The 25,215-nt window shown below is 64.1% G+C and carries 20 protein-coding genes and 1 pseudogene; 15 read left to right on the top strand and 6 right to left on the bottom strand.

The annotated features are described in order from the left end of the window. Positions 1-99: 99 nt before the first annotated feature. From NKJ91_RS16535 to NKJ91_RS16525, 3 genes are all read left to right on the top strand, one after another. Positions 100-561 carry a DUF4126 domain-containing protein gene (locus NKJ91_RS16535; protein WP_352456441.1) on the top strand — a complete coding sequence of 154 codons (462 nt, stop codon included), beginning with the start codon at positions 100-102 and terminating at the stop codon, positions 559-561. Continuing rightward, on the top strand, positions 558-1,934 hold the full coding sequence (locus tag NKJ91_RS16530; protein ID WP_352456440.1) for an FAD-containing oxidoreductase: 1,377 nt from the start codon (positions 558-560) through the stop codon (positions 1,932-1,934). The genes NKJ91_RS16535 and NKJ91_RS16530 overlap by 4 nt, the downstream gene beginning before the upstream one ends. Before the next feature lie 101 nt (positions 1,935-2,035). Continuing rightward, a complete protein-coding gene (locus NKJ91_RS16525; RefSeq protein ID WP_352456439.1) occupies positions 2,036-3,085 on the top strand; it encodes a M14 family metallopeptidase in 1,050 nt (349 codons plus the stop codon). A 14-nt stretch (positions 3,086-3,099) separates the two neighbouring features. Here the strand turns inward: NKJ91_RS16525 and NKJ91_RS16520 are convergent, their stop codons facing one another. Next, positions 3,100-3,870, bottom strand: a complete 771-nt coding sequence (locus NKJ91_RS16520) for an isocitrate lyase/PEP mutase family protein (protein WP_352456438.1) — start codon at positions 3,868-3,870, stop codon at positions 3,100-3,102. Positions 3,871-4,189: 319 nt separating this feature from the next. On the opposite strand from NKJ91_RS16520, the gene NKJ91_RS16515 reads away from it, so the two are divergent. Both NKJ91_RS16515 and NKJ91_RS16510 read left to right on the top strand, forming a co-directional pair. Then, positions 4,190-6,379, top strand: coding sequence for an anthranilate synthase (locus NKJ91_RS16515; RefSeq protein WP_352456437.1), 2,190 nt, complete (start codon positions 4,190-4,192; stop codon positions 6,377-6,379). 32 nt (positions 6,380-6,411) lie between these two features. Beyond that, the gene (locus tag NKJ91_RS16510; protein WP_502894484.1) at positions 6,412-7,341 is read left to right on the top strand and encodes a cation diffusion facilitator family transporter; all 930 of its coding nucleotides are present in this window, start codon (positions 6,412-6,414) and stop codon (positions 7,339-7,341) included. Positions 7,342-7,563: 222 nt separating this feature from the next. On the opposite strand, the gene NKJ91_RS16505 is transcribed toward NKJ91_RS16510, so the two are convergent. Then, a complete protein-coding gene (locus tag NKJ91_RS16505) occupies positions 7,564-8,646 on the bottom strand; it encodes a hypothetical protein (protein WP_352456436.1) in 1,083 nt (360 codons plus the stop codon). A 101-nt stretch (positions 8,647-8,747) separates the two neighbouring features. Between NKJ91_RS16505 and NKJ91_RS16500 the strand changes: the two genes are divergently transcribed. The 6 genes and pseudogenes from NKJ91_RS16500 (at position 8,748) to NKJ91_RS16475 (ending at position 15,377) form a co-directional block, all read left to right on the top strand. Then, positions 8,748-9,206 carry a DsrE family protein gene (locus tag NKJ91_RS16500; RefSeq protein ID WP_352456435.1) on the top strand — a complete coding sequence of 153 codons (459 nt, stop codon included), beginning with the start codon at positions 8,748-8,750 and terminating at the stop codon, positions 9,204-9,206. A 171-nt stretch (positions 9,207-9,377) separates the two neighbouring features. Beyond that, positions 9,378-10,175: an SDR family NAD(P)-dependent oxidoreductase gene (locus NKJ91_RS16495; RefSeq protein ID WP_352456434.1), complete on the top strand. Its 798-nt coding sequence runs from the start codon at positions 9,378-9,380 to the stop codon at positions 10,173-10,175. A gap of 49 nt (positions 10,176-10,224) precedes the next feature. After that, positions 10,225-10,533 carry a putative quinol monooxygenase gene (locus NKJ91_RS16490; RefSeq protein ID WP_023679530.1) on the top strand — a complete coding sequence of 103 codons (309 nt, stop codon included), beginning with the start codon at positions 10,225-10,227 and terminating at the stop codon, positions 10,531-10,533. 269 nt (positions 10,534-10,802) lie between these two features. Continuing rightward, positions 10,803-11,893, top strand: a pseudogene (locus NKJ91_RS16485) (AbrB family transcriptional regulator). A 182-nt stretch (positions 11,894-12,075) separates the two neighbouring features. Continuing rightward, positions 12,076-14,163, top strand: coding sequence for a TonB-dependent siderophore receptor (locus NKJ91_RS16480; protein WP_352456433.1), 2,088 nt, complete (start codon positions 12,076-12,078; stop codon positions 14,161-14,163). After that, positions 14,163-15,377, top strand: a complete 1,215-nt coding sequence (locus NKJ91_RS16475; RefSeq protein ID WP_352456432.1) for an MFS transporter — start codon at positions 14,163-14,165, stop codon at positions 15,375-15,377. Before NKJ91_RS16480 ends, NKJ91_RS16475 begins: the two co-directional genes overlap by 1 nt. A gap of 20 nt (positions 15,378-15,397) precedes the next feature. On the opposite strand, the gene NKJ91_RS16470 is transcribed toward NKJ91_RS16475, so the two are convergent. The 4 genes from NKJ91_RS16470 to NKJ91_RS16455 form a co-directional block, all read right to left on the bottom strand. Further along, on the bottom strand, positions 15,398-16,474 hold the full coding sequence (locus NKJ91_RS16470) for a siderophore-interacting protein (RefSeq protein ID WP_352456431.1): 1,077 nt from the start codon (positions 16,472-16,474) through the stop codon (positions 15,398-15,400). A gap of 194 nt (positions 16,475-16,668) precedes the next feature. Continuing rightward, positions 16,669-16,983 (bottom strand): nuclear transport factor 2 family protein, encoded by a 315-nt coding sequence (locus NKJ91_RS16465; RefSeq protein WP_352456430.1) that lies wholly within the window; start codon positions 16,981-16,983, stop codon positions 16,669-16,671. 18 nt (positions 16,984-17,001) lie between these two features. After that, complete coding sequence (locus NKJ91_RS16460; protein ID WP_352456429.1) at positions 17,002-17,778, bottom strand: esterase family protein; 777 nt, start codon at positions 17,776-17,778, stop codon at positions 17,002-17,004. Positions 17,779-17,782: 4 nt separating this feature from the next. Continuing rightward, positions 17,783-18,949: an ATP-grasp domain-containing protein gene (locus NKJ91_RS16455; RefSeq protein ID WP_352456428.1), complete on the bottom strand. Its 1,167-nt coding sequence runs from the start codon at positions 18,947-18,949 to the stop codon at positions 17,783-17,785. An 804-nt stretch (positions 18,950-19,753) separates the two neighbouring features. Here NKJ91_RS16455 and leuA point away from each other — a divergent pair. The 4 genes from leuA (at position 19,754) to NKJ91_RS16435 (ending at position 25,211) form a co-directional block, all read left to right on the top strand. After that, on the top strand, positions 19,754-21,490 hold the full coding sequence (leuA, locus tag NKJ91_RS16450; protein ID WP_352456427.1) for a 2-isopropylmalate synthase: 1,737 nt from the start codon (positions 19,754-19,756) through the stop codon (positions 21,488-21,490). 142 nt (positions 21,491-21,632) lie between these two features. Next, on the top strand, positions 21,633-23,429 hold the full coding sequence (locus NKJ91_RS16445) for a tetratricopeptide repeat protein (RefSeq protein ID WP_352456426.1): 1,797 nt from the start codon (positions 21,633-21,635) through the stop codon (positions 23,427-23,429). Positions 23,430-23,655: 226 nt separating this feature from the next. Then, on the top strand, positions 23,656-24,459 hold the full coding sequence (locus NKJ91_RS16440) for an alpha/beta fold hydrolase (protein ID WP_352456425.1): 804 nt from the start codon (positions 23,656-23,658) through the stop codon (positions 24,457-24,459). A gap of 134 nt (positions 24,460-24,593) precedes the next feature. Beyond that, positions 24,594-25,211 carry a hypothetical protein gene (locus NKJ91_RS16435; RefSeq protein ID WP_352456424.1) on the top strand — a complete coding sequence of 206 codons (618 nt, stop codon included), beginning with the start codon at positions 24,594-24,596 and terminating at the stop codon, positions 25,209-25,211. Positions 25,212-25,215 lie beyond the last annotated feature (4 nt).

Raw genomic sequence — 25,215 nt, 5'->3', positions numbered from 1 at the left:
CGGAAGCGCCGGCGGCGACACCACCTCTGGTCAAATACCGGACCTATGGTAGCTTGCTCTCTCGGACCTGTCCCAAGCCGGCCATCGAGGGGATCAATCATGCTGTACATTTTTGCACTCCTGATTGGCATCGTTGCCGGGCTTCGCGCCATGACCGCGCCCGCCGCCGTCGCCTGGGGCGCCTGGCTTGGCTGGTTGCCGGTCGCGGACACCTGGGCGAGCTTCATGGGCCACTGGATCGCCGTCGGCATCTTCACCATCCTGGCCATCGCCGAACTGGTCACCGACCAGCTGCCCTCGGCGCCGAGCCGCAAGGTGCCGCAGCAATTCGGCACGCGTATCGTCTTGGGCGCTTTCACCGGCGCGGTGATCGGAGCGACCGGCGGCGCCACCATCGGCGGCCTGATCGCCGGCGCCGTTGGCGCGGTGATCGGCACGCTGGGGGGCGCCGAGGCGCGTAAACGCCTGGCCGCCGCATTCGGCAAGGACCCGCCCGCCGCCTTCATCGAGGACGCGGTGGCGATCGTCGGCGGGCTTCTGATCGTGGCGGCGGTGGCATGACGGCAAAGACATTCGACGCCATCATCGTCGGTGCCGGGCAGGCCGGCCCACCGCTCGCCGGCAGGCTGAATGCGGCCGGCATGAGCGTGGCGCTGATCGAGCGAAAGCTGGTCGGCGGCACTTGCGTCAACACCGGCTGCACGCCGACCAAAACGATGGTGGCAAGCGCCTATGCCGCGCATCTCGCCCGCTCCGCCGCGGATTACGGGGTGACGCTGTCCGGTCCTGTCGGCGTAAACTACAAGGCGATCAAGGCGCGCAAGGACAAGGTCTCCAACGACGCCCGCGGCAATCTCGAAGACTGGATTGCCGGCATGGACAAATGCACGCTCTATCGCGGCCATGCGCGCTTCGTAAGCGCCAACACGGTGCGCGTCGGCGACGATCTGCTGAGCGCCGAAAAGATATTCCTCAACACCGGCGGCCGCGCCTCGGTGCCCGACCTGCCCGGCATCGACGGCATTTCTTACCTGACCAATTCCTCGATGATGGATCTCGACGTGCTGCCGCGCCATCTCATCGTTGTCGGCGGCAGCTATGTCTCGCTCGAATTCGCGCAGATGTTCCGCCGCTTCGGTTCCGAAGTCACGGTCATCGAAAAAAGCCCGCGTCTGATCGGTCGCGAGGACGAGGATGTCTCGGACGCCATTTTGTCGATCCTCGAAAACGAAGCCATTGCCGTCCATCTCGGCGCCGACGACATCCGCTTCGCCAGGCGAGGCAACGAAATCGCCGTGACCTTCTCGCCAGGCAAGGCGGCTGCGGTCGGCTCGCATGTGCTGCTGGCGCTCGGCCGCACGCCAAACACCGACGATCTCGGCCTCGACAAAGCCGGCATCGAGGTCGACAAACGCGGCTTCATCGTCGTCGACGACCAGTTGCGCACCAGCGTGCCCGGCATCTGGGCGATGGGCGACTGCAACGGCAAGGGCGCCTTCACCCACACCTCGTACAACGATTACGAGATCGTCGCCGCCAACCTGCTCGACAACGATCCGCGCAAGGTCAGCGACCGCATCGAGGCCTATGCGCTCTATATCGACCCACCACTCGGCCGCTGCGGCATGACCGAAGCCGCGGTAAGGAAATCCGGCCGCCGCGCCTTGGTCGGCCAGCGGCCAATGACCCGCGTCAGCCGTGCAGTCGAAAAAGGTGAGACGCAAGGCTTCATGAAGATCCTGGTCGATGCCGACACCAAGGAGATCCTCGGCTGTTCGGTGCTCGGCCCGGGCGGCGACGAGGCGGTGCACTGCGTGCTCGACCTGATGTATGCCAAGGCGCCGGTCAGCACGTTGGCGCGCGCCGTGCACATCCACCCGAATGTCTCGGAGCTTCTGCCGACCATCGCCCAGGAACTCAAGCCGCTGGTGTGACGGCCGGGTAGAATCGTGCGCCCATGGCGGCGCCGGCTGGACCAATCGACAGCCCAGCGGCAAAAGGGCATGTGTTCCGCCTCTTCTCCCGGAGGCATCCCATGCAGAAGTCCATCGAACGCGTCGCCGGCGACAGCGAAGGCGTTTCCTACGAATTCCCCGTCTTCCGCTTCGCCGGAACGGACAAGACGGCGCCTTCCGTCTATCTGCAGGCGGCACTTCATGCCGGCGAATTGCCGGGCGTCGTCGCCATCGACACGCTGATGCCGATGCTCTGCAAGGCGGAAGCCGAAGGCCGCATCACCGGCAATATGACCATCGTGCCCTGGGCTAATCCGATCGGCCGCGCGCAATATCTTTACGGCGACCATCAGGGCCGCTTTCATCTGGGCACGCGCACCAATTTCAATCGCGGCTTTCCGCGGCTCGCCGCGCCCGACCTCACGCTGCTGCCGGCGCACGGCACGGTCGACCAGCGGCTGAAAACGCGGCTGCTGCAGCTCTCCATCGGCCACGACATCGTGCTCGACCTGCATTGCGACGATGAGGGCCTCGCCTATCTTTACGTCCACACCAGCCTGTGGCCGGCCATGGCGGATTGTGCAGCGGCCATGGGCGTCGACGCGGTGATGCTGTGGGACGAAGACCCCGACGGCACCTTCGAAGGCGCCTCGATCATGCCGTATCAGAACGTTCCCGCCGGCGTCGCGTGCCTCGACCGGCGCGTCGCCACCACCGTCGAATATCGCGGCATACTCGATGTCGACGGCGCCCTCGCCGGCGCCGATGCCGAAGGGCTCTACCGGCTGCTGGTGGCGCGCGGCGTCATCCAGGACCAGGCGCTGCCCGCGCCTGGCAGCTTCGTTGGGCTCGTCGCGCCGCTCGAAAACATCGAGATGATGCCGGCGCCCCGCTCGGGCGCGATCCTTTACGACGTGAAACCGGGCGACCGCGTCACCAAGGGTGCGCGCCTTGCCACCATCGTCCACGCGCCCGGCGAGCCCGACGGCCGCACGGAAGTGTTGGCGCCGCAGGCGGGCCTCATCCTGACGCGGCGTTCCCGCCGCATCATCCGCGCCGGCGAAGACCTCTTGAAGCTGGTCGGCGACGGGACGAGCGCCGATGCAAGGTCGGGAACGCTGGAGGACTGACGCACCCCGCCAGGCTACCCCGAAATCGCCTGTCGCGCCTTGGCCTCCAGCCATTCGGCCATCTGCCGGTACGGCACCGGACCATGGCTCACGCGGGCGACGCCGAGTTCGGCAAGCCTCTGGCGCGGCGGCACATGCGCCAGGGCAATGATGTTGACCGGCAATGCCGTTGCCTCGCAGAGCGCCTCGATCAGGCCTTCATCGGCAAGCCCCGGCGCAAAGAAGCCATGCGCTCCGGCCCTTTCGTAGGCGTGCGCCCGCTCGATCGCCTGATCGAGAAGAGCCTTGTCGTGCGCATTCGGTTTAGTCTTCAGGAAAATGTCGGTTCGGGTGTTAATGAAGGCCGGGATCCCCGACGTCTTCACCGCCGCTGCAGCCGCTTCGATGCGCCTCACCTGTATGGCGATGTCGTGCAGCCCACTGCCGCCGACGATCTGATCCTCGAAATTAAAGCCGACGGCTCCAGCCTGCACGGCGAGCGTCACGCTGCGGGCGACAACCTCCGGAGCGACCCCGTAACCCCCCTCGAGGTCCATGGTTACCGGCACATCCACCGCCGCAACGATGCGTTTGATGTTTTCGAGCGCCAGTTCCAACGGGATTTTCTCGCCATCGGCGAATCCGAAAGCGGCCGCGACCGGCCAGCTTCCGGTGGCGATGGCCTTGGCCCCTGCTTTCTCGATGATCTTGGCGGAGCCTGGGTCCCAGGCATTGTAGAGGACAATCGGGTTTCCCTTGACATGGAGGGAATGGAACGTCCGTGCGCGGTCGAACTGCTGGGTCATTTGATGTTTCCCGTCTTCCTGCTGTTTGATGCAGAGTCTAGGCAGGACTGCCGGTCTTGGCCATGTGCCATGGGTTGCGAAAGCGGCAGCCACCCCACAGACTTTCAAACCTGTTGCGCATACCGCTTTTCGCGGCTATGGATTTCGCCATGAATATGCGTTCGATCAAGACCATTTGGTGGTGGGCTCGCTGACAGCGGCCTGTTCGAACGCGTTCGCGTGACAATAGAGGGTGGCCGCAGCGGAATGTCCGGGCGGCCATTTGTTTTTTCAAGCCATTCCCGGGTCCGTTGCCCCAAAGACGCTGATGGAGACGGCAATGACGACGAAAATTCTGGAGAATGGCGCCGAGCGCTTCGTCACGGCGGGTGGCGTGGCGATTACCCGCCAGCGCCATGACCGGCCTTACGAGGGGGCGATCGACGGCTATGTCGATGGGCTGAATTCGCGCCGCGGCGCCGTGTTTTCCTCGAATTACGAATATCCCGGCCGCTATACGCGCTGGGACACCGCCATCATCGATCCGCCGGTGGTGATCTCGGCACGCGGCCGCGCCATGCGCATCGAGGCGCTGAACCGCCGCGGCGAGGTGCTTTTGCCGGTGATCGGCACGGTGCTTGCCGGCCTTGACGATGTCACGATCGCCGAGACGTCCAACAAACTCATCCGCCTCGAGGTCGCCAAGCCCGGTCGTATCTTTACCGAAGAGGAACGCAGCCGCGTTCCCTCCGTCTTCACCGTGCTGCGCGCCATCACGGCTTTGTTCAAGACCGAGGAAGACGCCAATCTCGGCCTCTATGGCGCCTTCGGCTACGACCTCGCCTTCCAGTTCGATCCGGTCGACTACAAGCTCGAGCGCAAGCCAAGCCAGCGCGATCTCGTGCTGTTCCTGCCCGACGAGATCCTCGTCGTCGACCACTATTCGACCAAGGCCTGGACCGACCGCTACGACTATTCCGGCGATGGCTTCTCGACCGAAGGCCTGCCGCGCGACGAAATCGTCGAGCCGTTCAGGACCGCCGACCGCATCCCGCCGCGCGGCGACCACGAGCCCGGCGAATATGCCAAGCTGGTGCGCAAGGCGATGAAGAGCTTCGAGCGCGGCGACCTGTTCGAAGTGGTGCCGGGGCAGATGTTCTACGAACGCTGCGAAACCCAGCCCTCCGAGATTTCCCGCAAGCTGAAGAGCATCAACCCTTCGCCCTATTCCTTCTTCATCAATCTCGGCGAGGGCGAATATCTGATCGGCGCCTCGCCGGAAATGTTCGTGCGCGTCAACGGCCGCCGCGTCGAGACCTGCCCGATCTCCGGTACCATCAAGCGCGGCGACGACGCCATCTCCGACAGCGAGCAGATCCTGAAGCTGCTCAATTCGAAGAAGGACGAATCCGAACTCACCATGTGCTCGGACGTCGACCGCAACGACAAGTCGAGGGTCTGCGAGCCGGGCTCGGTGCGCGTCATCGGCCGCCGCCAGATCGAAATGTACTCCCGCCTGATCCACACCGTCGACCACATCGAGGGGCGGCTGCGCGAAGGCATGGACGCCTTCGACGCCTTTCTGTCGCATGCCTGGGCGGTCACCGTCACCGGCGCGCCGAAATTATGGGCCATGCGCTTCATCGAGCAGAACGAGAAGAGCCCGCGCGCCTGGTATGGCGGGGCGATCGGCATGGTCAATTTCAACGGTGACATGAACACCGGCCTGACGCTTCGCACCATTCGCATCAAGGACGGCATCGCCGAGGTGCGCGCCGGCGCCACGCTGCTCTTCGACAGCATTCCCGAGGAAGAAGAAGCCGAAACCGAACTGAAGGCATCCGCCATGCTCTCCGCCATCCGCGACGCCAAATCAGGCAATGCCGCCAGCACCGAACGCAGCACCGCGCGTGTCGGCGACGGCGTCAACATCCTGCTGGTCGACCACGAGGACTCCTTCGTCCATACGCTCGCCAACTATTTCCGCCAGACCGGCGCCAACGTCTCGACGGTGCGCACGCCGGTGCCGGACGAGATCTTCGACCGGCTGAAGCCAAACCTGGTCGTGCTGTCGCCCGGCCCCGGCACGCCGAAGGACTTCGACTGCGCCGCCACCATCAAGCGGGCCCGTGCGCGCAACCTGCCGATCTTCGGCGTCTGCCTCGGGCTGCAGGCGCTGGCCGAGGCCTATGGCGGCGAGCTGCGCCAACTGCACATCCCGATGCATGGCAAGCCGTCGCGCATCCGCGTGTCGAAGCCGGGCATCATCTTCTCCGGCCTGCCCAAGGAGGTGACGGTCGGCCGCTATCATTCGATCTTTGCAGATCCGGTGCGGCTGCCCGATGGTTTTGTCGTCACCGCCGAGACCGAGGACGGCATCATCATGGCCTTCGAGCACCGCAAGGAGCCGATCGCCGCAGTGCAGTTCCACCCGGAGTCGATCATGACGCTCGGCCACAATGCCGGCATGCGCATCATCGAGAACATTGTCGCGCACCTGCCGCGCAAGGCCAAGGAAAAGGCCGCTTAATTCGAGGGCTCAGCGTTGGGATCTTTTCCCCAGTGACCGCGGCAGAAATCAAAGCCGCCGCCAGGCAGAAGGTCGCCAGCCTCGCCTTCTGGTCGATCGTCGTCGCCTGCGTCGTGCTCGGCCTGAAGCTGGTGGCCTGGTACGTCACCGGTTCGGTCGCGCTTTATTCGGACGCGCTGGAATCGATCGTCAACGTCATTGCCTCTGCCGCCGCCTATTGGGCGATCCAGGTCAGCTACAAGCCGGCCGACCAGGACCATCCGTTCGGCCACCACAAGGCCGAGTATTTCTCGGCCGTCCTCGAAGGCGTGCTGATCGTGCTTGCCGCCCTGCTGATCCTCAACGAGGTCTGGTGGTCGTGGCAGCATCCGGCCCCGCTCGAACAGCCATGGACCGGCCTTGCCGTCAATGGCGTCGCAACGGTCATCAACGCCGTCTGGGCCTTGACGCTGATCCGCACCGGCCGAAGCGAAAAATCGCCGGCTCTCGTTGCCGACGGCAGGCACATCATGACCGACGTGGCGACCTCGGTCGGTGTGTTCATCGGCCTGGTCGGCGCCGTGCTGACCGGCTGGCAGGTTCTCGATCCGGCTCTTGCGGTGATCGTGGCGCTGAACATTCTGTGGCAGGGCTGGCACGTCATCGGCTCGTCGATGAACGGGCTGATGGACCGCGCCGTCGACACCCAGGAACATATCCGCATACGCGACATCATCTCGGCCAATTGCAAGGGCGCGCTCGAGGTCCACGACCTGAAGACGCGCATCGCCGGCCGCGCCACCTTCATCGAGTTCCACCTGGTCGTCGACGCCGACATGTCGGTCGGCGCCAGCCACGTCATCTGCGACCGCATCGAGGACGCGTTGCAGGCAGAGATCCCTTCCGTCCGCGTCATCATCCATGTCGAGCCCGACGACGAGGCGAAACTGCCCAAAGGCACGACCGCCGTGCCCTTCGCGTGAGGTGGCGTCGCGGAGAAAAATCGCTCAGTCGTGATCCTTCGCGCCCCCCTCTGTCCTGCCGGACATCTCCCCCTCAAGGGGGGAGATTGGATGTCGCTTTGGCTTTCGCCAATCTTCAAAGAAGAACGCTGTCGGTGAAGCTGCCGATCTCCCCCCTTGAGGGGGAGATGTCCGGCAGGACAGAGGGGGGTGCTGTCTCGCCGGCATCGCGTCTCTGAACTGCTACTGCCCGCAGGCAGCCTGCGGCATCGGCTCCAGCCGGTAGACCTTGTCGTCGGACCTGGTGTCGCCCTCCGCCGAGCACAAATCGATGATCGGCAGGCCGCTGTTCGGGTTGGCCAGCATCATCGTGCCGTTGGCGCCGCGGCGAAGGAAGACCTCCTGTTGCGCGATATCGCAGGACGCAGCACCCGTCTTCGTGCTCGCCGCGCAGCGCCACTGGTCGCCCTCGCCCTGACAGTTATAGACCTGCGTGACCTTGGCCGATTTCTGCCGCGTGGTAACCGAAACGGCGATATCGGCGCCGCTTGGCCAATTGGCCGGATCGCCCTCCTTGGCGAAAGACGCCAGCTCGACCGGTCCGCGGAACACCCTGATCGACTGGGTCAGCTGGTCTGGATGCGAGCCGAGATGCGCGGCATCGTAGTCGCGTCCGTAGCAGAAGGGCTGGTCCGGCTTCAGCCGCTCGCGCAATGGCGGGCCAAGGGCCGGGTCGATCGGGTCGATGCGCGCGAACTCCGCCTTGCAGGTGGCGGCCGGCATCGGGTCGAGCCTGAAGCCGTTGTCGTCCTTGCCCAGCGCCTGCCTTTCGTACTCCGCCTTGCCGAGCTCGTCTTCCGATCCGGCGTCGAGATAGAGATCGGGCTGCACGTCCGAGACGATCAGCCGGCCTTTGTCGTCGACCTTCAGCGAAGCCATGGTGCGGTCGCAGTCCATGCCGCAACGGATCGGCCCGGTCTTGCCGTCCTCCGACTCATGACTGCACCAGCCGCCGAGCCATTCAGGCGCCTCGGCGCCGCGTACCGTCGTCGCCATGAAGCCATTGTAGGAGGAATCGATGCCGGTGCTTGGCTCCTCGTTTGGTCGGCTGACCGGATCGCGGCCGTAATAGAAGAAGATGCGCGCCACCTTCTGCTGCGGATGCGACTTGAGATGCGCGGCGTCGTAGACGCGGCCGAAGCAAGCGTCCTTGCCGTCGGGGCTGAGCTCGGTGAGTTTGAGCGTGTCGTCGGCGAAAGCAGCACCGGCGACGGCGGCAAGCAAGGCAACCCCAACTCCGGCGCCCATCACGGTCCTTGATATCATGCTGGCTCCCCCTGCCCCGACAAGACGTGGCTTCAATTTATGCTAGGATTGAGGTCGAGGCCACGCAAATTGCGCGGGCCGACCAAATGGGAGATGAAGCCATGCGACGCCGCGATATTTTCCGCGTCGGTCTTGCCGGGGCCGCCGGGCTGTTCGGGCTGCGCCCCATCAAGGCCGCAGCTAGTGAAGTCAAGCCGGCGGCTGCCGAAGAGGAAAGGCAAAAGGTCGCCTATCACCTCAGCGACCTCGACAAGGTCAATTTCGTGCTCGGCAACATCAAGAACCACTTCGAAGGCACCGACGGCAAGGTCGACATCGCGCTTGTCGTGCACGGCCCGGCACTTGCCGCCTTCAAGTCGAAGGGCATATCGGCCGCCATTTCCGGGCGGTTCGCCGGCCTTGTCCAGGATGGGCTCAGCCCGCACGCTTGCGCCAACACCATGCACGGCATGGATATCGGCCTGGCCGACCTGCTCGACGGCTTCCATGCAGCCGACAGGGGCGGCGTCGTCAAGCTCGCCGAATTGCAACGCCAGGGCTATGCCTATCTCAGGCCATAGGGCAATTCCAGGAAAAGTGTGAAACGGTTTTCCGTCCGGAATTGCGTCAAGACAAAGAGGGAGCGGTTCGCCGTTTCCGTGAAACGGTGAACCGCTCTAAACTTTTACGGACTTGAACGCGAGGACTGCGAGGGCCTACGAAGAGCAGGCAGAGTCCCCGGAGGAATAGACGTGCCAGCCACCACCACCCTTGTCAGCCCCTCTCTGGTCATCCCCGACCTTGCCGGAAAGGCGGTGCTGGTCACCGGCGCCTCGACCGGCATCGGCGCGGCGCTCGCACTCGCCTACGCCGCGCAGAAATGCCGCGTCGCGCTGCATTACAATTCGAGCCGCGCGGCTGCCGAAAACCTTGCAGCGACCATTCCCAACGGCGGCGGCGACGTGTTCCTCGCCCAGGGCGATTTCTCGATCCCCGCCGATGTCGAGCGCGTCGTCGAGGACAGTGCGCAACATTTCGGCCGGCTCGACGGCCTCGTCAACAATGCCGGCGGCATGCTCGGCCGCGTGCCCTATGCCGGGCAGACCGAGGCGCATTACGACGCGGTGATGGACCTCAACGCGCGTTCCGTGCTGACAGCTTCGCGCAAGGCAATCCCATGGCTGAAGCGGCAGGGCGGCTTCATCGTCAACACCTCCTCGATCGCCGCGCGCAACGGCGCCGGCGGCGGCGCCGGCCTTTACGGCTCGGCCAAGGCCTTCGTCTCCAACGTCACGCGCGGCATGGCCAAGGAGCTGATCGGTTTCAACATCCGCGTCAACGCGGTGGCGCCCGGCACGATCGCGACACCTTTCCACGAGCGCTACTCGACCGACGACCAGATGAAAGGCATGATCGCCACCATCCCGCAGGGCCGCGCCGGCACCGCCGAGGACTGCGTCGGCGCCTATCTGTTCCTCTCCTCCGATCTGTTGAGTGGCTACATCATCGGCCAGGTGATCGAGGTCAATGGCGGGCAGTTGATGCCGTAGACGGCGAACTGCATACTCCTGGTTGCGTCATCTCAACGGAGCAAAGCGAATGTACGGACTGATCGGCAAGATGCGGGCGATGCGCGGCCAGCGTGACGCAATGATGGATATCCTGCTCGCCAGCACCGGCGCCATGCCCGGCTGCCTGAACTACATCATCGCCACCGACCCGGCCGATGCCGACGCGATCTGGGTGACCGAAGTGTGGACCGACGCCGAAAGCCACAAGGCTTCGCTGCAGCTGCCCGAAGTCCAGGCGGCAATCGCCAAGGCCCGGCCGATCATTGCCGGCTTCGAGTTCCAGGTGGAGACGCATCCTGTTGGCGGGTTCGGGTTGGCGGCGGCGAAGGCGGGATAGAGGAGAGGCCGGCGGGACAGCGCCCCCCTCTGGCCTGCCGGCCATCTCCCCCTCAAGTGGGGAGATTGGCAGCTTCGCCGACAGCGCTCTTTTTTGGAGATTGGCGAAGGCCGACGTGACATCCAATCTCCCCACTTGAGGGGGAGATGTCCGGCAGGACAGAGGGGGGCGCGAAGGATCGCTGCGGATGGTTGGTGCCATTACCACCCAAGCCCTTTTCCGCGCAAAAAGGGTTCGCATTTTTTCGCCACCGGTCTAAGAGCCCATCTATGGATTCTTCCCCGAACCCGCCGGCCATCGAGCACCTGGCGCGGATCCACAAGGCTTGGCAGTGGCCGGTCCTGGTGGTGGTCTCGGTGCTGTTTGCCGGCGCGCTGGAACTCGCCGCCCTGCCCGCCGCGCTCTTGATCGGACCGATGCTGGCGGCCATAGCTGCCGGCACCAACGGCGCCACGGTGCGCGTGCCGCGGGTTCTGTTCGGCTCAGCCCAGGCGGTCGTCGGCTGCCTGGTCGCCAGTTCCATCTCGGCCGATATCTTTCCCGCGTCTTCTACAAGGAATGGCCGCTGTTCCTCGGCGTCGTGATGGCGACGGTCGCGGCATCCAGCCTGCTCGGCTGGCTGATCAGCCGCTGGCGCATCCTGCCCGGCACCACCGCCGTCTGGGGTTCGTCGCCGGGCGCCGCCACCGCCATGGTGCTGATGGCCGGTGCCTTCGGCGCCGACCAGCGCCTCGTCGCCTTTATGCTATATCTGCGCGTCATCTGCGTCTCGATGACGGCAGCCCTGGTGGCCAAGCTCTGGGTCGACACCTCAGGCATCGAGGTGCCGGCCATCGTCTGGTTCCCACCGGTCGACCCGCAAGGCTTGGCCGCAACATTCGGCGTGGCGCTGGTCGGCGGCCTCGCCGGAAAGCTTTTCCGGCTGCCGTCGCCGTTATTCCTCGGCACCTTCATTTTCGGCACCGTGATCCATCTCGGACTCGGCGTGACCATGCAGTTGCCGCCCTGGCTGCTTGCCTTGAGCTATACGATGATCGGCTGGAGCATCGGCCTGAATTTCACCAGGGCCATTTTGCGCCACGCGGCCCGCGCGCTGCCGCAGATCGTCGGCTCGATCATTGCCCTGATCGTCTTTTGCGGCGGCCTCGCCTTCCTGATCAGCCGCCTGCTCGGCATCGATCCGCTGACCGCCTATCTGGCAACCAGCCCCGGCGGCATGGACAGCGTCGCCATCATCGCCGCCGCCGCGCAGCATGTCGACATATCCTTCGTCATGGCGCTGCAATCGGCACGCTTCCTGATCGTGCTTCTGGTCGGCCCAAGCGTGGCGCGGCTGGTGGCGAGAAGCCTCAAACCATAGCAGCTTGCCTCTCCCTGATTCGCAGCCGGTTTTCCTGAAACCGGTCGCACTTTGCTGTCGCCGACCGTAGCGGGCCAGCACCCGCACGAGCTCAAAAAATAACTTGACTCAAATACTCAGATTTGAGAGCCCCTTCCGTCAATGTACGGAAGAGTGGAGACGAGTTGATGCGGAAACGGACGATGACATGGCTCCTGGGGTTATCATTGCCGGGCAGCATGGCCCTGCTCGACCTGTCCGGGCCGGCTCACGCCCAGGACCAGGGCGGCGTCACCGTTCTCAACAAGATCGAGGTCGATGCCGAGAGCGACGAGATCCTCGTGCAGGACGGCTACGTCGCCAAGAAGGACCGCATCGGCACAAAGACCGACACGCCGATGGTCAAGATTCCGCAAGCCGTTTCGGTTGTGACGCAAAAGCAGATCGAGGACCAGAAGCCACGCACGCTGAACGAATCGCTCGGCTATGTCGCAAGCGCCAATCCGAACAGCTTCGGCTTCGACACCCGCTACGATGCCTTCTTCCTGCGCGGCTTCCAGGCCTTTTACAACGGCATGTTTCGCGACGGGCTGCGCCAGTACAACGGCCCCTCGGCCTGGTTCAAGACCGAGCCCTACGGCATCGAAGGCGTCACCATCCTGAAGGGTCCGGCCTCCTCGCTTTACGGCATCAGCGGTCCGGGCGGCATCGTCAATCTGGTCACCAAGCGCCCCAAGGAAGAACAGTTCCGCGAGGTCGAAATGCTGCTCGGCGAGCACAATCGCTTCCAGGCCGCACTCGACGCTTCCGGCCCGGTGAACGAAGACGACAGCATCCTCTATCGCTTCACCAGCCTCGGCCGCACCAGCGACACCGACCTGCCCGGTTATCCCGACGACAAGATCTATCTGGCGCCGGCAGTCACCTTCAAGCCGGATGAGGACACCAAGCTGACCATCCTCGGCGAATATTCGAAATCCGTCACCGGCGGCACCGCTGCCTTCTACAATTCAGGCGGCGCTCTGACGAACCTCTACGAGGGCGATCCCGTCTGGAACGACTTCGACCAGACCCAGGGCCGTATCGGCTACGAGTTCGAGCACCGTTTCAACGACGTGCTGACCGTCCGGCAGAATCTTCGCTACAGCGCCGTCGACAGCGACATCGAGTACAGCGGCCATTACCCGGACGGCCCGGATCTAAAACGCTACTGGGGCCACTACACCGAGACCATGAAGAACTTCGTCGTCGACAACATGGCGCAGTTCGAATTCGATACCGGCCAGGTCAGGCACACGGCGGTAGCCGGCATCGACTACGCCTGGTCTAATTATGACGCCGACAGCGGTATCTCCTATGTCTCCGTCGACGACATCAAGGCTGCTCCGGTTCCTTACTATGGCGGGCAGGAGATGAACCAGCTCGGCGCCTATCTGCATGACCAGATGGAGTGGAACGATTTCACCCTGTTCGCCAGCGGTCGCTACGACTGGGCCGACACCACCTCGACCGCCGCCGACTTCACCAAGTCCAAGCAGGACGACAGTGCCCTTTCCGGGCGGCTCGGCCTGTCTTACCAGACCGAATGGGGCATCACGCCCTATGTCAACTATTCGACGTCGTTCTCGCCCAATATCGGCTTCGTCTATGACGATGTCAGCAGCCCCATCGGTCGTGTCGCCCGTCCGACCATCGCGACGCAGAAGGAAATCGGCGTCAAATACGAGTTTGCCGATTACAACGCCGCCATCAGCGCCGCTCTGTTCGACATCGACCAGAAGGATGGCGTCGTCTTCGACGCCTCGACCGGCATCAACAAGCAGCGCCAGCTCGACCTCAACTCGCGCGGCGTCGAGCTGGAAGCCAGCGCCTCGCTCGACAACGGCCTCAGCATACTCGCCTCTTACACCTATCTGCGCGTGAAAATCGAACGCGGCGCCACGGGAACCGCAGGCAAGGAACTGTCGGCAACGCCAAATCACATCCTGTCGCTCTGGGGGCAGTACCAGTTCGAGGACGGCACGCTGCAGGGGCTCGGGCTGGGCAGCGGCGTTCGCGTCGCCGGCTCGAGCTATGGCGACGACACCAACACCTTCAAGAACGACGCGCGCGCCTTCGTCGACGCCTCGCTCTCCTATGATTTCGGCTACCGCAACCCCAAGCTCGAGGGCGTGAAGCTGCAGGTCAACGCCAAGAACCTGTTCGACACTCAAAAATCCATCTGCTCGGCCGGCTATTGCTACCGCGACGAGGGCCGCTCGCTGTTCGCTAGCCTGCGCTACCGCTTCTGATGTCGATCGCCGTTTCCAGCCGGGCATCGACGCCTGTCGCGATCGTCCTGGCGATCGGCGGGCTCTACGTCGCGCAGAGTGTGATCGGCGGCATCACCTGGGCGGGCCTGCCGGCGGTGATGCGCGACCAGGGCCTGCCGCTCGACCGGATCGGCCTGGTTTCGCTGATCGCGCTGCCATGGGCGCTCAAGTTTCTATGGGCGCCGGCCGTCGAGCGCTATCGGCTGCCGCCGGTCGGCAAGAACCGCACCGGCGCGATCGTCGCCGCCGGTGGGCTCGTGTCCATCGCCGGGCTGTGGGCCGTCGGCGCGCTCGGCCCGGAGGCCTGGTGGCCGGTTCTGGCCTGCCTGACCGTCGTCGCCTTCGCCGCCTCGACCGTCGACATTGCCTGCGATGGTTTCGCCGTGCAGAGCCTGGCGCAGGAAAACTACGGCTGGGGCAATGCCGCGCAGGTCGGCGGCGCCTATCTCGGCTCGGCCATCGGCGCCGGCCTGTTTCTGCTTCTGGTCGACGCTTATGGCTGGCGCATCGCCGTTTGGGCGATGGCCTTGCTGCTCCTGCCGCTCGGCCTTCCCTTCCTGCTCGGCGTGGCCAACCGCGCGCGCGAGGAGACGCGCGAGCATGTTCCCAGCCTCCTCGACGCGTTGAAGCGTCCCGAAATTCGGCGCGGCCTGGCAGCGTCGGCCATCTATGTCCTGGCCCAGAAGGCGGCGCTCGCCATGCTCGGACCATTCCTGATCGACGCCGGGCTCGACCTCTCGATGGTCGGGCTTGTCAACGGCGTCGGCAGCATGTTCGTCGGCCTGGCTGCCGCACTCGCCGGCGGCGCTCTCGTCAAATGGTTCGGCCCGCGCAACGTGCTCGTCCTGGCGCTTTTCCTGCAGGCCGGATCGCTGTTCTTCTTTTCGGTCTTCGATTTTCTTGGTGGCTTCTCGACCACCGCTTTGATGGCCGTCGCGGTGCTCAGCTCGTCCGGCTTCATGGCTCTCGGTTTCGTCGCGCTTTACGCGCAGTTCATGCGCTGGTCAGATCCAAGACAGGCGGGCGTCGACTTCACGCTGTTCCAGTGCATGGACGCACTGATGAGCATGGCCGGCGGGATCGCGGCCGGCTACGCGGCGAAGTATTTCGGCTATGGCGCGTTCTTCGCAGGCGCCGGCCTCGTCGCGCTGCTGGCGGTGCCGGCGATTGCCTTCGTATCCGACCGCCGCTGACCGCGGAGCATCGTCGCGCACTATTCTTCGCCGCCGTCCGCCGCTTGCGTCCCGCGGCGCCAGTAGGCGGTGACCAGGTGCCGGTCGCGCGGCACACCCCATTCCTTGCGGACGATCCTGCGGATCTCGCGGAAATCACCGAACTCGCATCCGGCCCAGACATAGAGATTGTCGATAAGGGCGGTGCGGTTCCGCTGCTGCAGCACCCCCGGTAACAGCCTGGCTGTGCCGGCCTCGCGCCCATGCCGATAGAGCCAGGTGACGGCAACGGTCTCGCCCGCGGCCAGCGCGATCCGGTCGTCCGGGCCGTCGACCTCGATGAACGCTTCGGCGCGGGCTGACGGCGAAAGCTGCTCCAGGATCCTGCCGATCGCCGGAAGCGCGGTGTCGTCGCCGAGCAGCAGCAGGTTTTGCGCCTCGGGCACGCCACCTCCGCCCGGTCCGATCATGCCGATGATCTCGCCGGCAACTGCCTTTTCGGCGAAAGCGGCCGCCGGCGTATCCATACCGGGGTGGAGGACGAAATCGACATCCAGCCAGCCGCTTGCGGCGTCCAGCGCCCGGATCGTGTAGACCCGCACGACGAGCGCGTCCTCGCCCGACGGCCAGACCATCAGGCCGTCGGCGCCCATCGACGGCCACACCGGCAGCCTGCCGCGCGGCGGCAGCAGCAGCCGCACATGCAGGCCGCCACGGCCAAAGCGGCCGAGATCGTTGCCGGTGAAGCGGACGCGCTGCATATGCGGAGAAATCCGCGTCGAGGACAGCACCGTGATCTCGCGGAAGAACACCGGCGTACCGGCATCGCTGCCGTCGCCCTGCCAGGCGATGCCCCTGGTCGTGCCGAGATGTTGCGAAAAATGGCCCGCGACCGCCATCTTCATGTAGGACAGGCAGGTCTGATCCTCGGCCGCGACGCTAATCAGCACGCTGTCGTCACCGAGCGTCGCCTTCAACGAACCGTAATGCGTGCGAAATTCCCAATGATCGGCAAGGCCGGTAGCGATCTCGGATTCGCCGTGCTCGGCGCGCAGCCTGTCCATCACCGACCGGATGGCGGCACCGCTGATCCGGGTTTGCGCACGCAATTGCTCCATCGCTCAGCCTTTCGATGCCGTTTGAATTCGAGATCGCCCTAGACGTCGGCGCCTTTGCGGCATGCCACAGCCGGCCTGGCGTTTCCACTAAAAGATGATAAAGAGAGTCATGTTTTTGCATCAAGCCAATGAGTCCCGCGCGAGCAACGGCGGCCGTGTCGGCGAGGTGGCCTAAAGGGCCTTCAAAATATCCTTCAGCTGATCACCAGGCTTGAGATGCGGTCGCCGTCCAGGGTGAACGCCATGTCGCCCTCGCCGTCGAAGCCGTTGCCTGTGACGGCAATGCGGACGTGATAGGTCTCGCCCGCCGGTTCGATACGAATGATGCTAAGTTTGGACTGCACGCCGATATTGTCCGACTGGTTCCAGCGCGCAATCTGCTCGCGGCCCTTGAACGACCGGCCCCAGTCGCTCAGGAAGGCATCGGGCGTGAACGTCTCGAGGAAAGCTTTGGTGTCGCCGGCGTTGGTAGCTTCGACAAAGCGGCGGATGGCATCGGGCGTGGTCATTTCCTTCCTCCAGGTGGCCTAATCCAGCCGGTGCATCAGATCGTCGTCCAGCCAGCGGGCGAAGAAATAGACCAGTTGCTTGTGCCACCACGGCCATTCATGGGCGACATCGCCGCCCCAGTAGTCGACCCAGGCCGGAATCGACTTGTCACGCAGGATCTGTTCCAGCGCCTGCGTATCGGCCAGCATCCGTTCCTCCCAGGCACCCTGCCCGCAGCAGAAGATCAGCCGCAGCGCCTTCAGCCGGCCAAGCAGCCCCGGATCGACGATACCCGGCAGGTAGTCGAGCGGCGAGTTGAAGAAAATCTGTCCGTCGAGCGCGCTGCCGAAGAAATCGTGGGTCGAATAAACCCCCGACAGCGCGATGACGCCGCTGGCCAGTTCCGGAAAGCGGAAGACGAAATTCGACGAATGATAGCCGCCCATCGAGCAGCCGCAAAACAGCGGCTTCAGCGTACGCCCGCCATTGGCCTCGGCCGCGACAGACAGGAGTTCCGGCAGCGCCTCTTCGCGCACATAGCGGAAATACGCTTCATGCCGGGCGATGCGATGGGCCGGCTCGGCATGGCGGTCGAAGAAGGATTCCGCATCGATGCCGTCCAGCGTGAACAACTGGATGCGACCGGTGTCGACGAACTCGGCGAGAGCCGAGACGGCGCCGGAATCCTCGAACTGGTAGAACCGCCCTTGCGAAGTCGGGAACACAACCACGGGTCGGCCGGCATGGCCGTAGCGCTTGTATTCCATGTCGCGGCCGAGGTTGCAGCCAAAACCCTTGTGGTAGGAAACGTCCATCGCCTCACGCCTTTTCCGCATGGATGTAGTCGACCGCCCGGCGCAGCGCCTTCGGGTCGGTGGAGCGCAGCTGATAGGCGTAGTTTCCCATGGCGCGGCTGAAAACCTCCTCGATGGCGTGATGATGGACGATCATGTCGCCATGGGCGGCCAGCACGTCGGCATGGCTGTGCACATAGTTGAGATGCCGCTTGCGGCTGGCATAGGCGGTGAAATACTTGCCCTTGTAAGGGCCGCCGGCGGCGTCCTTGACCACCATGTCGGCCCATGCGGCATAGACATCGATATCGAAGGTGTAATTGATGGCATCGGTCATCCAGGCGCCAGGCGGCCGCATGTTGACCTCCAGCGCGATGACCCTGTCGTCCCTGGTTTCGAACAGCTCGATGTGGAAGAAGCGCTCGCGCACGTCGAACGCCTTGAGGATTTTCCTGCCGGCCTCCTCGACCGCCCGGCTGATCTCGGGAAAACAGACATAGCTCATATGGCGGTCGCGGTTGACCACCTCCATGACGCTCTGGTCGTAGCGGTGGCTGGCGGCCAGCACCACCTCGCCGTCGCGGTTGACCAGCCCGTCATAGGTCACCACCAGTCCTTCGATGAATTGCTCCATGACGAAGCTGACGCCTTCCGGCTTGTCCCTGAAGAACCTGTCGAGTTCGCCGGCGTTGGAGATTTTGAAAGTGTTCGAGGCGCCGGAGCCGGAATCCGGCTTCACCACCACGGGATAGCCGACACGGCGGATGAAGGTCATGGCGCCGGCGCGGTCGGAGCACTTGCGTTGCGGGATGGTTTCGACGCCGCTCTTGCGGAAGAACGCCCGCATGCGGCTCTTGCGTTTCAAATTCTTCACGAAGTCGAGCTTGGTGCCGAAGATGTTGAAGTCGGTGCGGATATTGGCTTCCAGCTCCAGCCAATGCTCGTTGAGCGATTCGAACCGGTCGATGCGGCCCCATTTGTGGATGAAATGGCCGATCGCCCGGAACACCGGCTCGTACTCCTCCATGTCGTCGATGCGGTAATATTCCGAAAGGGCTGCCTTCAATTTGCCGTCCAGCGCATCGAACGGCGCGTCGCCAATGCCGAGCACGGTGGCGCCGGCCTTCTTCAGCCGGTCGCAGAAATCGGCGCCATTGGCCGGAAAATGCGGCGAGAAGAACACGAAGTTCATGGACGATCCCTCCCGGCGGCGAGCCATCGTACCCCCGCCGACAATCGACTCTGGCGCATTTGCCGGGCTCGGGGAAGAGCAACTGGATCAGGTGAGCGGCTGGGTCCGCGAAAGGTGACGCCAAAACCGTGAAATAAAAAACCCGCCTCGACGGCGGGTCCTCGGCGCCAATCAGCACCATACCCAAATTAGTAGCATAGCTGCCGGCACAAAGCAAGAACAAAGTTGCTATAATCAGCAAAAATCGCTTTCATGTCGGCGCCGCGCCTTCATTGCAGCTTGGGTTCCTCGCCCCACGAAAATGGGGAGAGGTGGCTCGGCGAAGCCGAGACGGAGAGGGGACTGCGCCCTACGAAGGCCCTCTCTCCGGCCGCGGAGCCTGTCCTCGGGCTTGCCGAAGGCAAGACCCGTGGGCGGCCACCTCTCCCCCGTTTCGCGACGGCGAGGAACCCAGGTCTTGAGGCTGGATCGGCAGCTTCTGCGACAGCGAGGCTCCCACTTGCCTCGCTTTGCCCGCTCCTGTATGAAAACCGCCATGAGCCCGCGCGCCACCTCTTTTGCGTCCCGTCCGACCGGCATTGCCGGCCAGACCGTTCGCGCGCTTGCCTCCACCCTGCTGCTTCTCGGCCTTATCGGCGATCGCCGGGTTCGCTGAAGGAGCGCCCGGCGGTCGAATTCGCCGCTCACGCGCACGCTCCTTGGCCAAATTGGCACGTCACATCAAGCGAACGAAATTCTGGTAAAGGCGCCGCTCGCCACCAATCCGCCTGAAGCTGGATCCGCGAGCCGCCGGGAGAAAAGACGATGAACGCACGAGAAGATATCCGTCTGAATGTAGAGGAAACCGCCAAGCCCGCGAGGGGCATGCCGGACGCCGCCCGGAAATACCAGCCCTATCCGACCGTCGGCCTCGCCGATCGCACCTGGCCTTCGAAAGTGATCGACAAGGCGCCGATCTGGTGCTCGGTCGACCTGCGCGACGGCAACCAGGCGCTGATCGATCCGATGGGCCAGGAACGCAAGGCGCGCATGTTCGCCCTGCTGCTCGACATGGGCTTCAAGGAGATCGAGATCGGCTTCCCGTCGGCCTCGCAGACCGACTTCGATTTCGCCCGCTGGTGCATCGAACAAGGCAACGTGCCCGCCGACGTCTCGCTGCAGGTGCTGGTGCAGTGCCGGCCCGAACTGATCACCCGCACTTTCGAGGCGCTGAAGGGCGCCACCAACCCGATCGTCCATTTCTACAACTCGACCAGCGAATTGCAGCGCCGCGTCGTCTTCGAGAAGGACGTCGCCGGCATCAAGCGCATCGCCACAGATGCGGCCAAGATGATCACCGACATGGCGGCCAAGGCCGGCGGCGGCTACCGTTTCGAATATTCGCCGGAGAGCTTTACCGGCACCGAGCTCGACGTGGCGCTGGAGATCTGCAACGCCGTCACCGAGATCGTCAAGCCGACGGCGGAGAACAAGCTGATCATCAACCTGCCCTCCACGGTCGAGATGTCGACGCCCAACATCTATGCCGACCGCATTGAATGGATGTGCCGCAACCTCGACAATCGCGAGAACCTGTTGATCTCGCTGCATCCGCACAATGACCGCGGCACCGGCATCGCCACCACCGAACTCGGCCTGATGGCGGGCGCCGACCGCGTCGAAGGCACCCTGTTCGGCAACGGCGAGCGCACCGGCAATGTCGACATCGTCACGCTGGCGCTCAACATGTACACGCAAGGCGTCGATCCCGGGCTCGACTGCTCCGACATCAACCGCATGAAGGACGTCTACGAATACTCCAACCAGCTGAAGATCCCCGAACGCCATCCCTATGTCGGCGAGCTCGTCTACACCGCCTTTTCCGGCTCGCACCAGGATGCCATCAACAAGGGCATGAAGGCGCTGCGCAAGGCCAACACGCCGCACTGGGAGGTGCCCTATCTGCCGATCGACCCGGCCGATGTCGGCCGCAGCTATGAAGCCATCATCCGCATCAACTCGCAGTCCGGCAAGGGCGGCATCGCCTATGTGCTGCATGCGGATTACGGCCTCAACCTGCCGCGCAACCTGCAGATCGAGTTCAGCCAGGCTATCCAGGCGATCACCGACGCCGAAGGCAAGGAGGTGCCGGTCAAGCGCATCTACGAGCGCTTTCTCGACACCTATGTCGACCAGCCCGGCGCGCGGCTGAAGTTCCTCGACCACCACACCTACCCCGACACCGAGGTCAAGGGCCGGCGTGTGGTCGAAGCGGTGATCCTCGACAAAGGCAAGGAGGTGACCATATCAGGCACCGGCACCGGCCCGATCGACGGCTTCGTCGATGCGCTGTCGCGCCATGTCGGGGTGCCGATGTCGGTGCTGGATTATTCCGAGCATTCCATGCAGCGCGGCTCGAATGCCTCGGCCATTTCCTATGTCGAGATGGAACATCCGGGCGGCAAGCTGTTCGGCGCCGGCATCAACACCAACATCGTCGCCGCCTCGCTAGAAGCCGTGGTTTCGGCCGCCAACCGCATCGTCGGTCGAAAGCGCGGCTAGCCGAAACGGTCAGGCTCCCGCCATCGGCCCACCGGAATTTATCCGGTGGGTACGCTATCGCACCATAAGCACATGCTTGTAAGGCGCCGCCAGCGCGATATGATTGTACCTCAACCTGTGCCGAATTCGAAGGGATCGACACTTGCAGCATACCACGCCTGCCGCCCCCGCAGTGCGCGAAACGTTGGAGCGATTGCTTGCCAGCGAAACGTTCGGACGATCCGAGCGCGCGCGCAAGCTGCTCCGCTACCTGGTCGAGCGCGAGCAGGCAGGCGAAGCCGACAGGCTCAAGGGCTTCTCCATCGCGATGGACGTGTTCGGCAAGGACGGCGATTTCGATCCGTCGACCGATGCGGTGGTGCGGGTGCAGGCCGGCAGGCTGCGCGAGCTTCTGCAGCAGTATTTCGCCAATGAGGGCGTTGCCGAACCGGTCCGCATCGCCATTCCGCGCGGCGGCTATGTTCCGTCCTACGAACTCAACGCCATTCGCTTGCCGGCGGAGGTGGAGCCCAAGGCAGAAAACAAGCCGGAGCTGGCAACAGAGGAAGCGGCGACGACCGCCCCGCCCGGATCGCTGGAGGACGCCCGCAACCGGGCACATCCGGCTGCATTGCTGAGCGTTCCAGCCGTCGCCCCTGCTGCTCCTTCGCTGCAACGCCATTTGCAGTTCTTCTGGCTGGCGATCGCGCTGGTCATCCTCATGCTGGGTGTGCTGATCCTTCGCCAGGGCAGCGTGGTATTGCTGACCGGCGGCGACACGGCGGTCGAGACCGCGGTGGCGACCGGCAGCATTGCAGCGCCTCCCGTTGAAAACCTCCCCCAGGTCTACATCGCCATCAAGGCCGACAGCGACCTGGCTCGCCGTGTCGCCGCATCGCTGCGCGCCGGCCTCAGCGGCTTCGATACCATCAATTTCATCGGCCGTGATGCCGACAGCCCGCCCGATCCAGTAACCGACGCCGCCAGCTTCGTATTCGATGTCCTGCCCGGGCCGCGTAGCGGCGACATCATGCTCGAGCTGCAAAGCGTGGCGACCGGCCGCGTGCTGCTCTCACGCAACCTGACCGCCGGCGACAGCGCGAACACCGCCATCGAGGACCAGATCTCCGGCATTTTGAGCTCGGCTCTTCCCGCCTCGGGCACGATCTACAACTACATCGAGCAGAGCGGCATCCAGACCGGGCTGACGGCGTGTCTGGTGCTCAACGGCAAATATTATCTCGACCAGAACGCCCAGACGCACGAAGCCGCTTACCGCTGCCTCGAAGATCTTGCCAACCGGGAGGCGAAGTCGTCGCTCGTCTATTCGGAACTCGCTTCCTTGCATCTCGAAGCGGTCACCGACCACTATCCCTATCCCGCCGACGCGACGATCGACAAAGCGATGACGTTTGCCCATCGCGCCATCCAGATGGGCCCGACCAGCCCCTACGCGCACCGCGCCCTTGGTTATCTCAATTCGCGCATGGGCGATTCCGCGGAATCGATCCGCTGGATGCGCAGGGCCTATGAGCTCAATCCCTACGATCTCGCAATGGCCGCCGCCTATGGCTACGGGCTGGTTTTCGCCGGCAGGTACAGCGAGGGCACCCCGATCATCGCTCACGCGGTGGACATCGCCAGCGCCCATCCGACATGGTGGGATTACGGGCTGTTCGCCGGAGAGTTCATGATGGGCGACATGAACAAGGCCACGCTCGCCAGCGACGGCTTGCGAACGACGGAAATGAAATCGCATTATCTGGCGGCGCGGCTGATCGGCGCCAAGGCTGCCGGCCGCGAGAAGCTGGCGAGCAGGCTGCTGCAGGAACTGACCGCCAAATTCCCGAAATTCGCAGCCGATCCGCGCGCAACTTTCGTCGAACGAAGATATCCCGCCGATCTGACCAACCGGCTGGTGGAAGCCCTGCGCGCCGCCGGCCTTGGCGGCGCCAGCTGACGTCTCCCGGCGCGTGCACGACGTCAGGTGATCGCGAAGATTTTACTGGCCATCCGGACGGCCAAAGCGCAATTCAGACACAATTTGAACCGGCCAATCTGATCCCGCATAGGTCTGATCCCGCATAGACTGATCTCCACATAAGTCTGACCTCCCGCAAAGACTGATCCGCATAAGACCGCCCCCGGCATCCTGACTGATCCCGGCACCAAGCCATAAAGTTTGCATGACCCCATCCCTTTACGCTGCCGAACGGGGCACCGGCCCGACAACGATTGCCTTCCTGCATGGTTTCGGTGGCTGCCACGACGACTGGCGCGATGTGGCCGAGTCTCTGGCGCCCGGCGCGCGGACCCTGGCCTATGATCTGCCGGGACATGGGCTGTCGCTCGATTTTCCGGGCGGCGGTCCGGCCAGGATTGCAGCCAGTGCCGTCCTTGCCGATCTTTCCGCTCGCGGGATAAAGCGGGCTCATCTCGTCGGTCATTCGATGGGCGGCGCCGTGGCCGCCCTGATGGCATTGAGCGAGCCGGAAAAGATGGCCTCGCTGACGCTGCTGTCGCCGGGCGGTTTTGGTCCTGAGATCAATGGTCCGCTGCTGCGTCGCTACGCCGCCGCTGCCGGCACGGATGAAATCCGCGCCTGTCTTACCGCCATGTCGGGACCGCAAAGCCGGCCCTTGCAGCACAGGGTCGATCTCGTCAACGAGATGCGCCGGCGTCCCGGCCAGTCGCGGACACTTGTCGAGTTCGCAGCCGCCATGACCAGGGATGATCGGCAAGGCGTCATTCAGCGCGAACGGCTGGAAACGCTAAACATGCCGGTCATGGTGGTTTGGGGAACCGACGACGCGGTGCTGCCGGTCAGCCAGGCGGACGGCGTGCCGAAGCATTTTCATCTGCACCACGTGCTGGAAGCCGGCCATATGCTGGTCGAGGAAGCGCCCGGCCTGGTCGTCGAGGCCGTCCGTCGCAATATGCGACGCCGCAGCAGGCGGCTTCGTCGGGGATTCGCCGCTGCGGCGAGCTGATCGGTCTTCGCGCAGGCACGGCGGCGGCGCTGGTGCTCATCCAGCGAACCCTTGCCCGCTCATCGATCTCGCAAGTGCAATTTGCCGGCGGCTGTGTTAATTCGGTGTTAACCAAACCCCGCGAGGCAACGCCGATGAAGGACGCAGGCGAGAACATCACCCAGATCGATCAGTCGCGAAAACTGTCCGATGCCATTCGCGACGTCAAGAACGCCTTCGCCGACCGCGACGACGTCGTCGTCGAGATGCGCGAAGCGCATCGCATGCGGCTCGATCTGCTTGCCGCCGAACTCGCGCCGGTCTTCGGCGACGTACCCACCGACATGGACAGTTTCGACTTCGCCGTCTCGTCCGGCCTGCAGCCACGGCTGTGGATCGACGCGATCAGCCATGTCGCCATGGGACGCGACCGCCGCACCTATCGCTTTCTCAAGGACACGCGCATCGGCCGCGTCGTGCTCGCCGAGTCGACCGAGATGAAGGTCGTTGCCGATCAGGTGACGCGCTATGTCGCCGAGCGCGTCGTCGAACGCCAGAGGATGATGGAAGGCGGCATCGAGCAAGCCGTCGCCGGCCTGAAACGCGCCCTGGTGGCGGAGGCCGAGCCGCCGCTGCATGTCCCTGCACGCAGCAACGGCTGGTCGGCGTTCTTCTCGGGCCTCGGCCTGATCGCCGCCGGCGCCCTGGTCGGCCTAGCGATTTCGCTCGTGTTGTTCTGGGACCGCATCGTTGCAATGAAAATCAGCTTCTAGAGCG

The sequence above is a fragment of the Mesorhizobium sp. M0040 genome (assembly GCF_040323505.1).
Classification (GTDB): domain Bacteria; phylum Pseudomonadota; class Alphaproteobacteria; order Rhizobiales; family Rhizobiaceae; genus Mesorhizobium.
The sequence above is the reverse complement of the archived record's forward strand: the minus strand, read 5'-3'. Positions and strand labels throughout refer to the sequence as shown.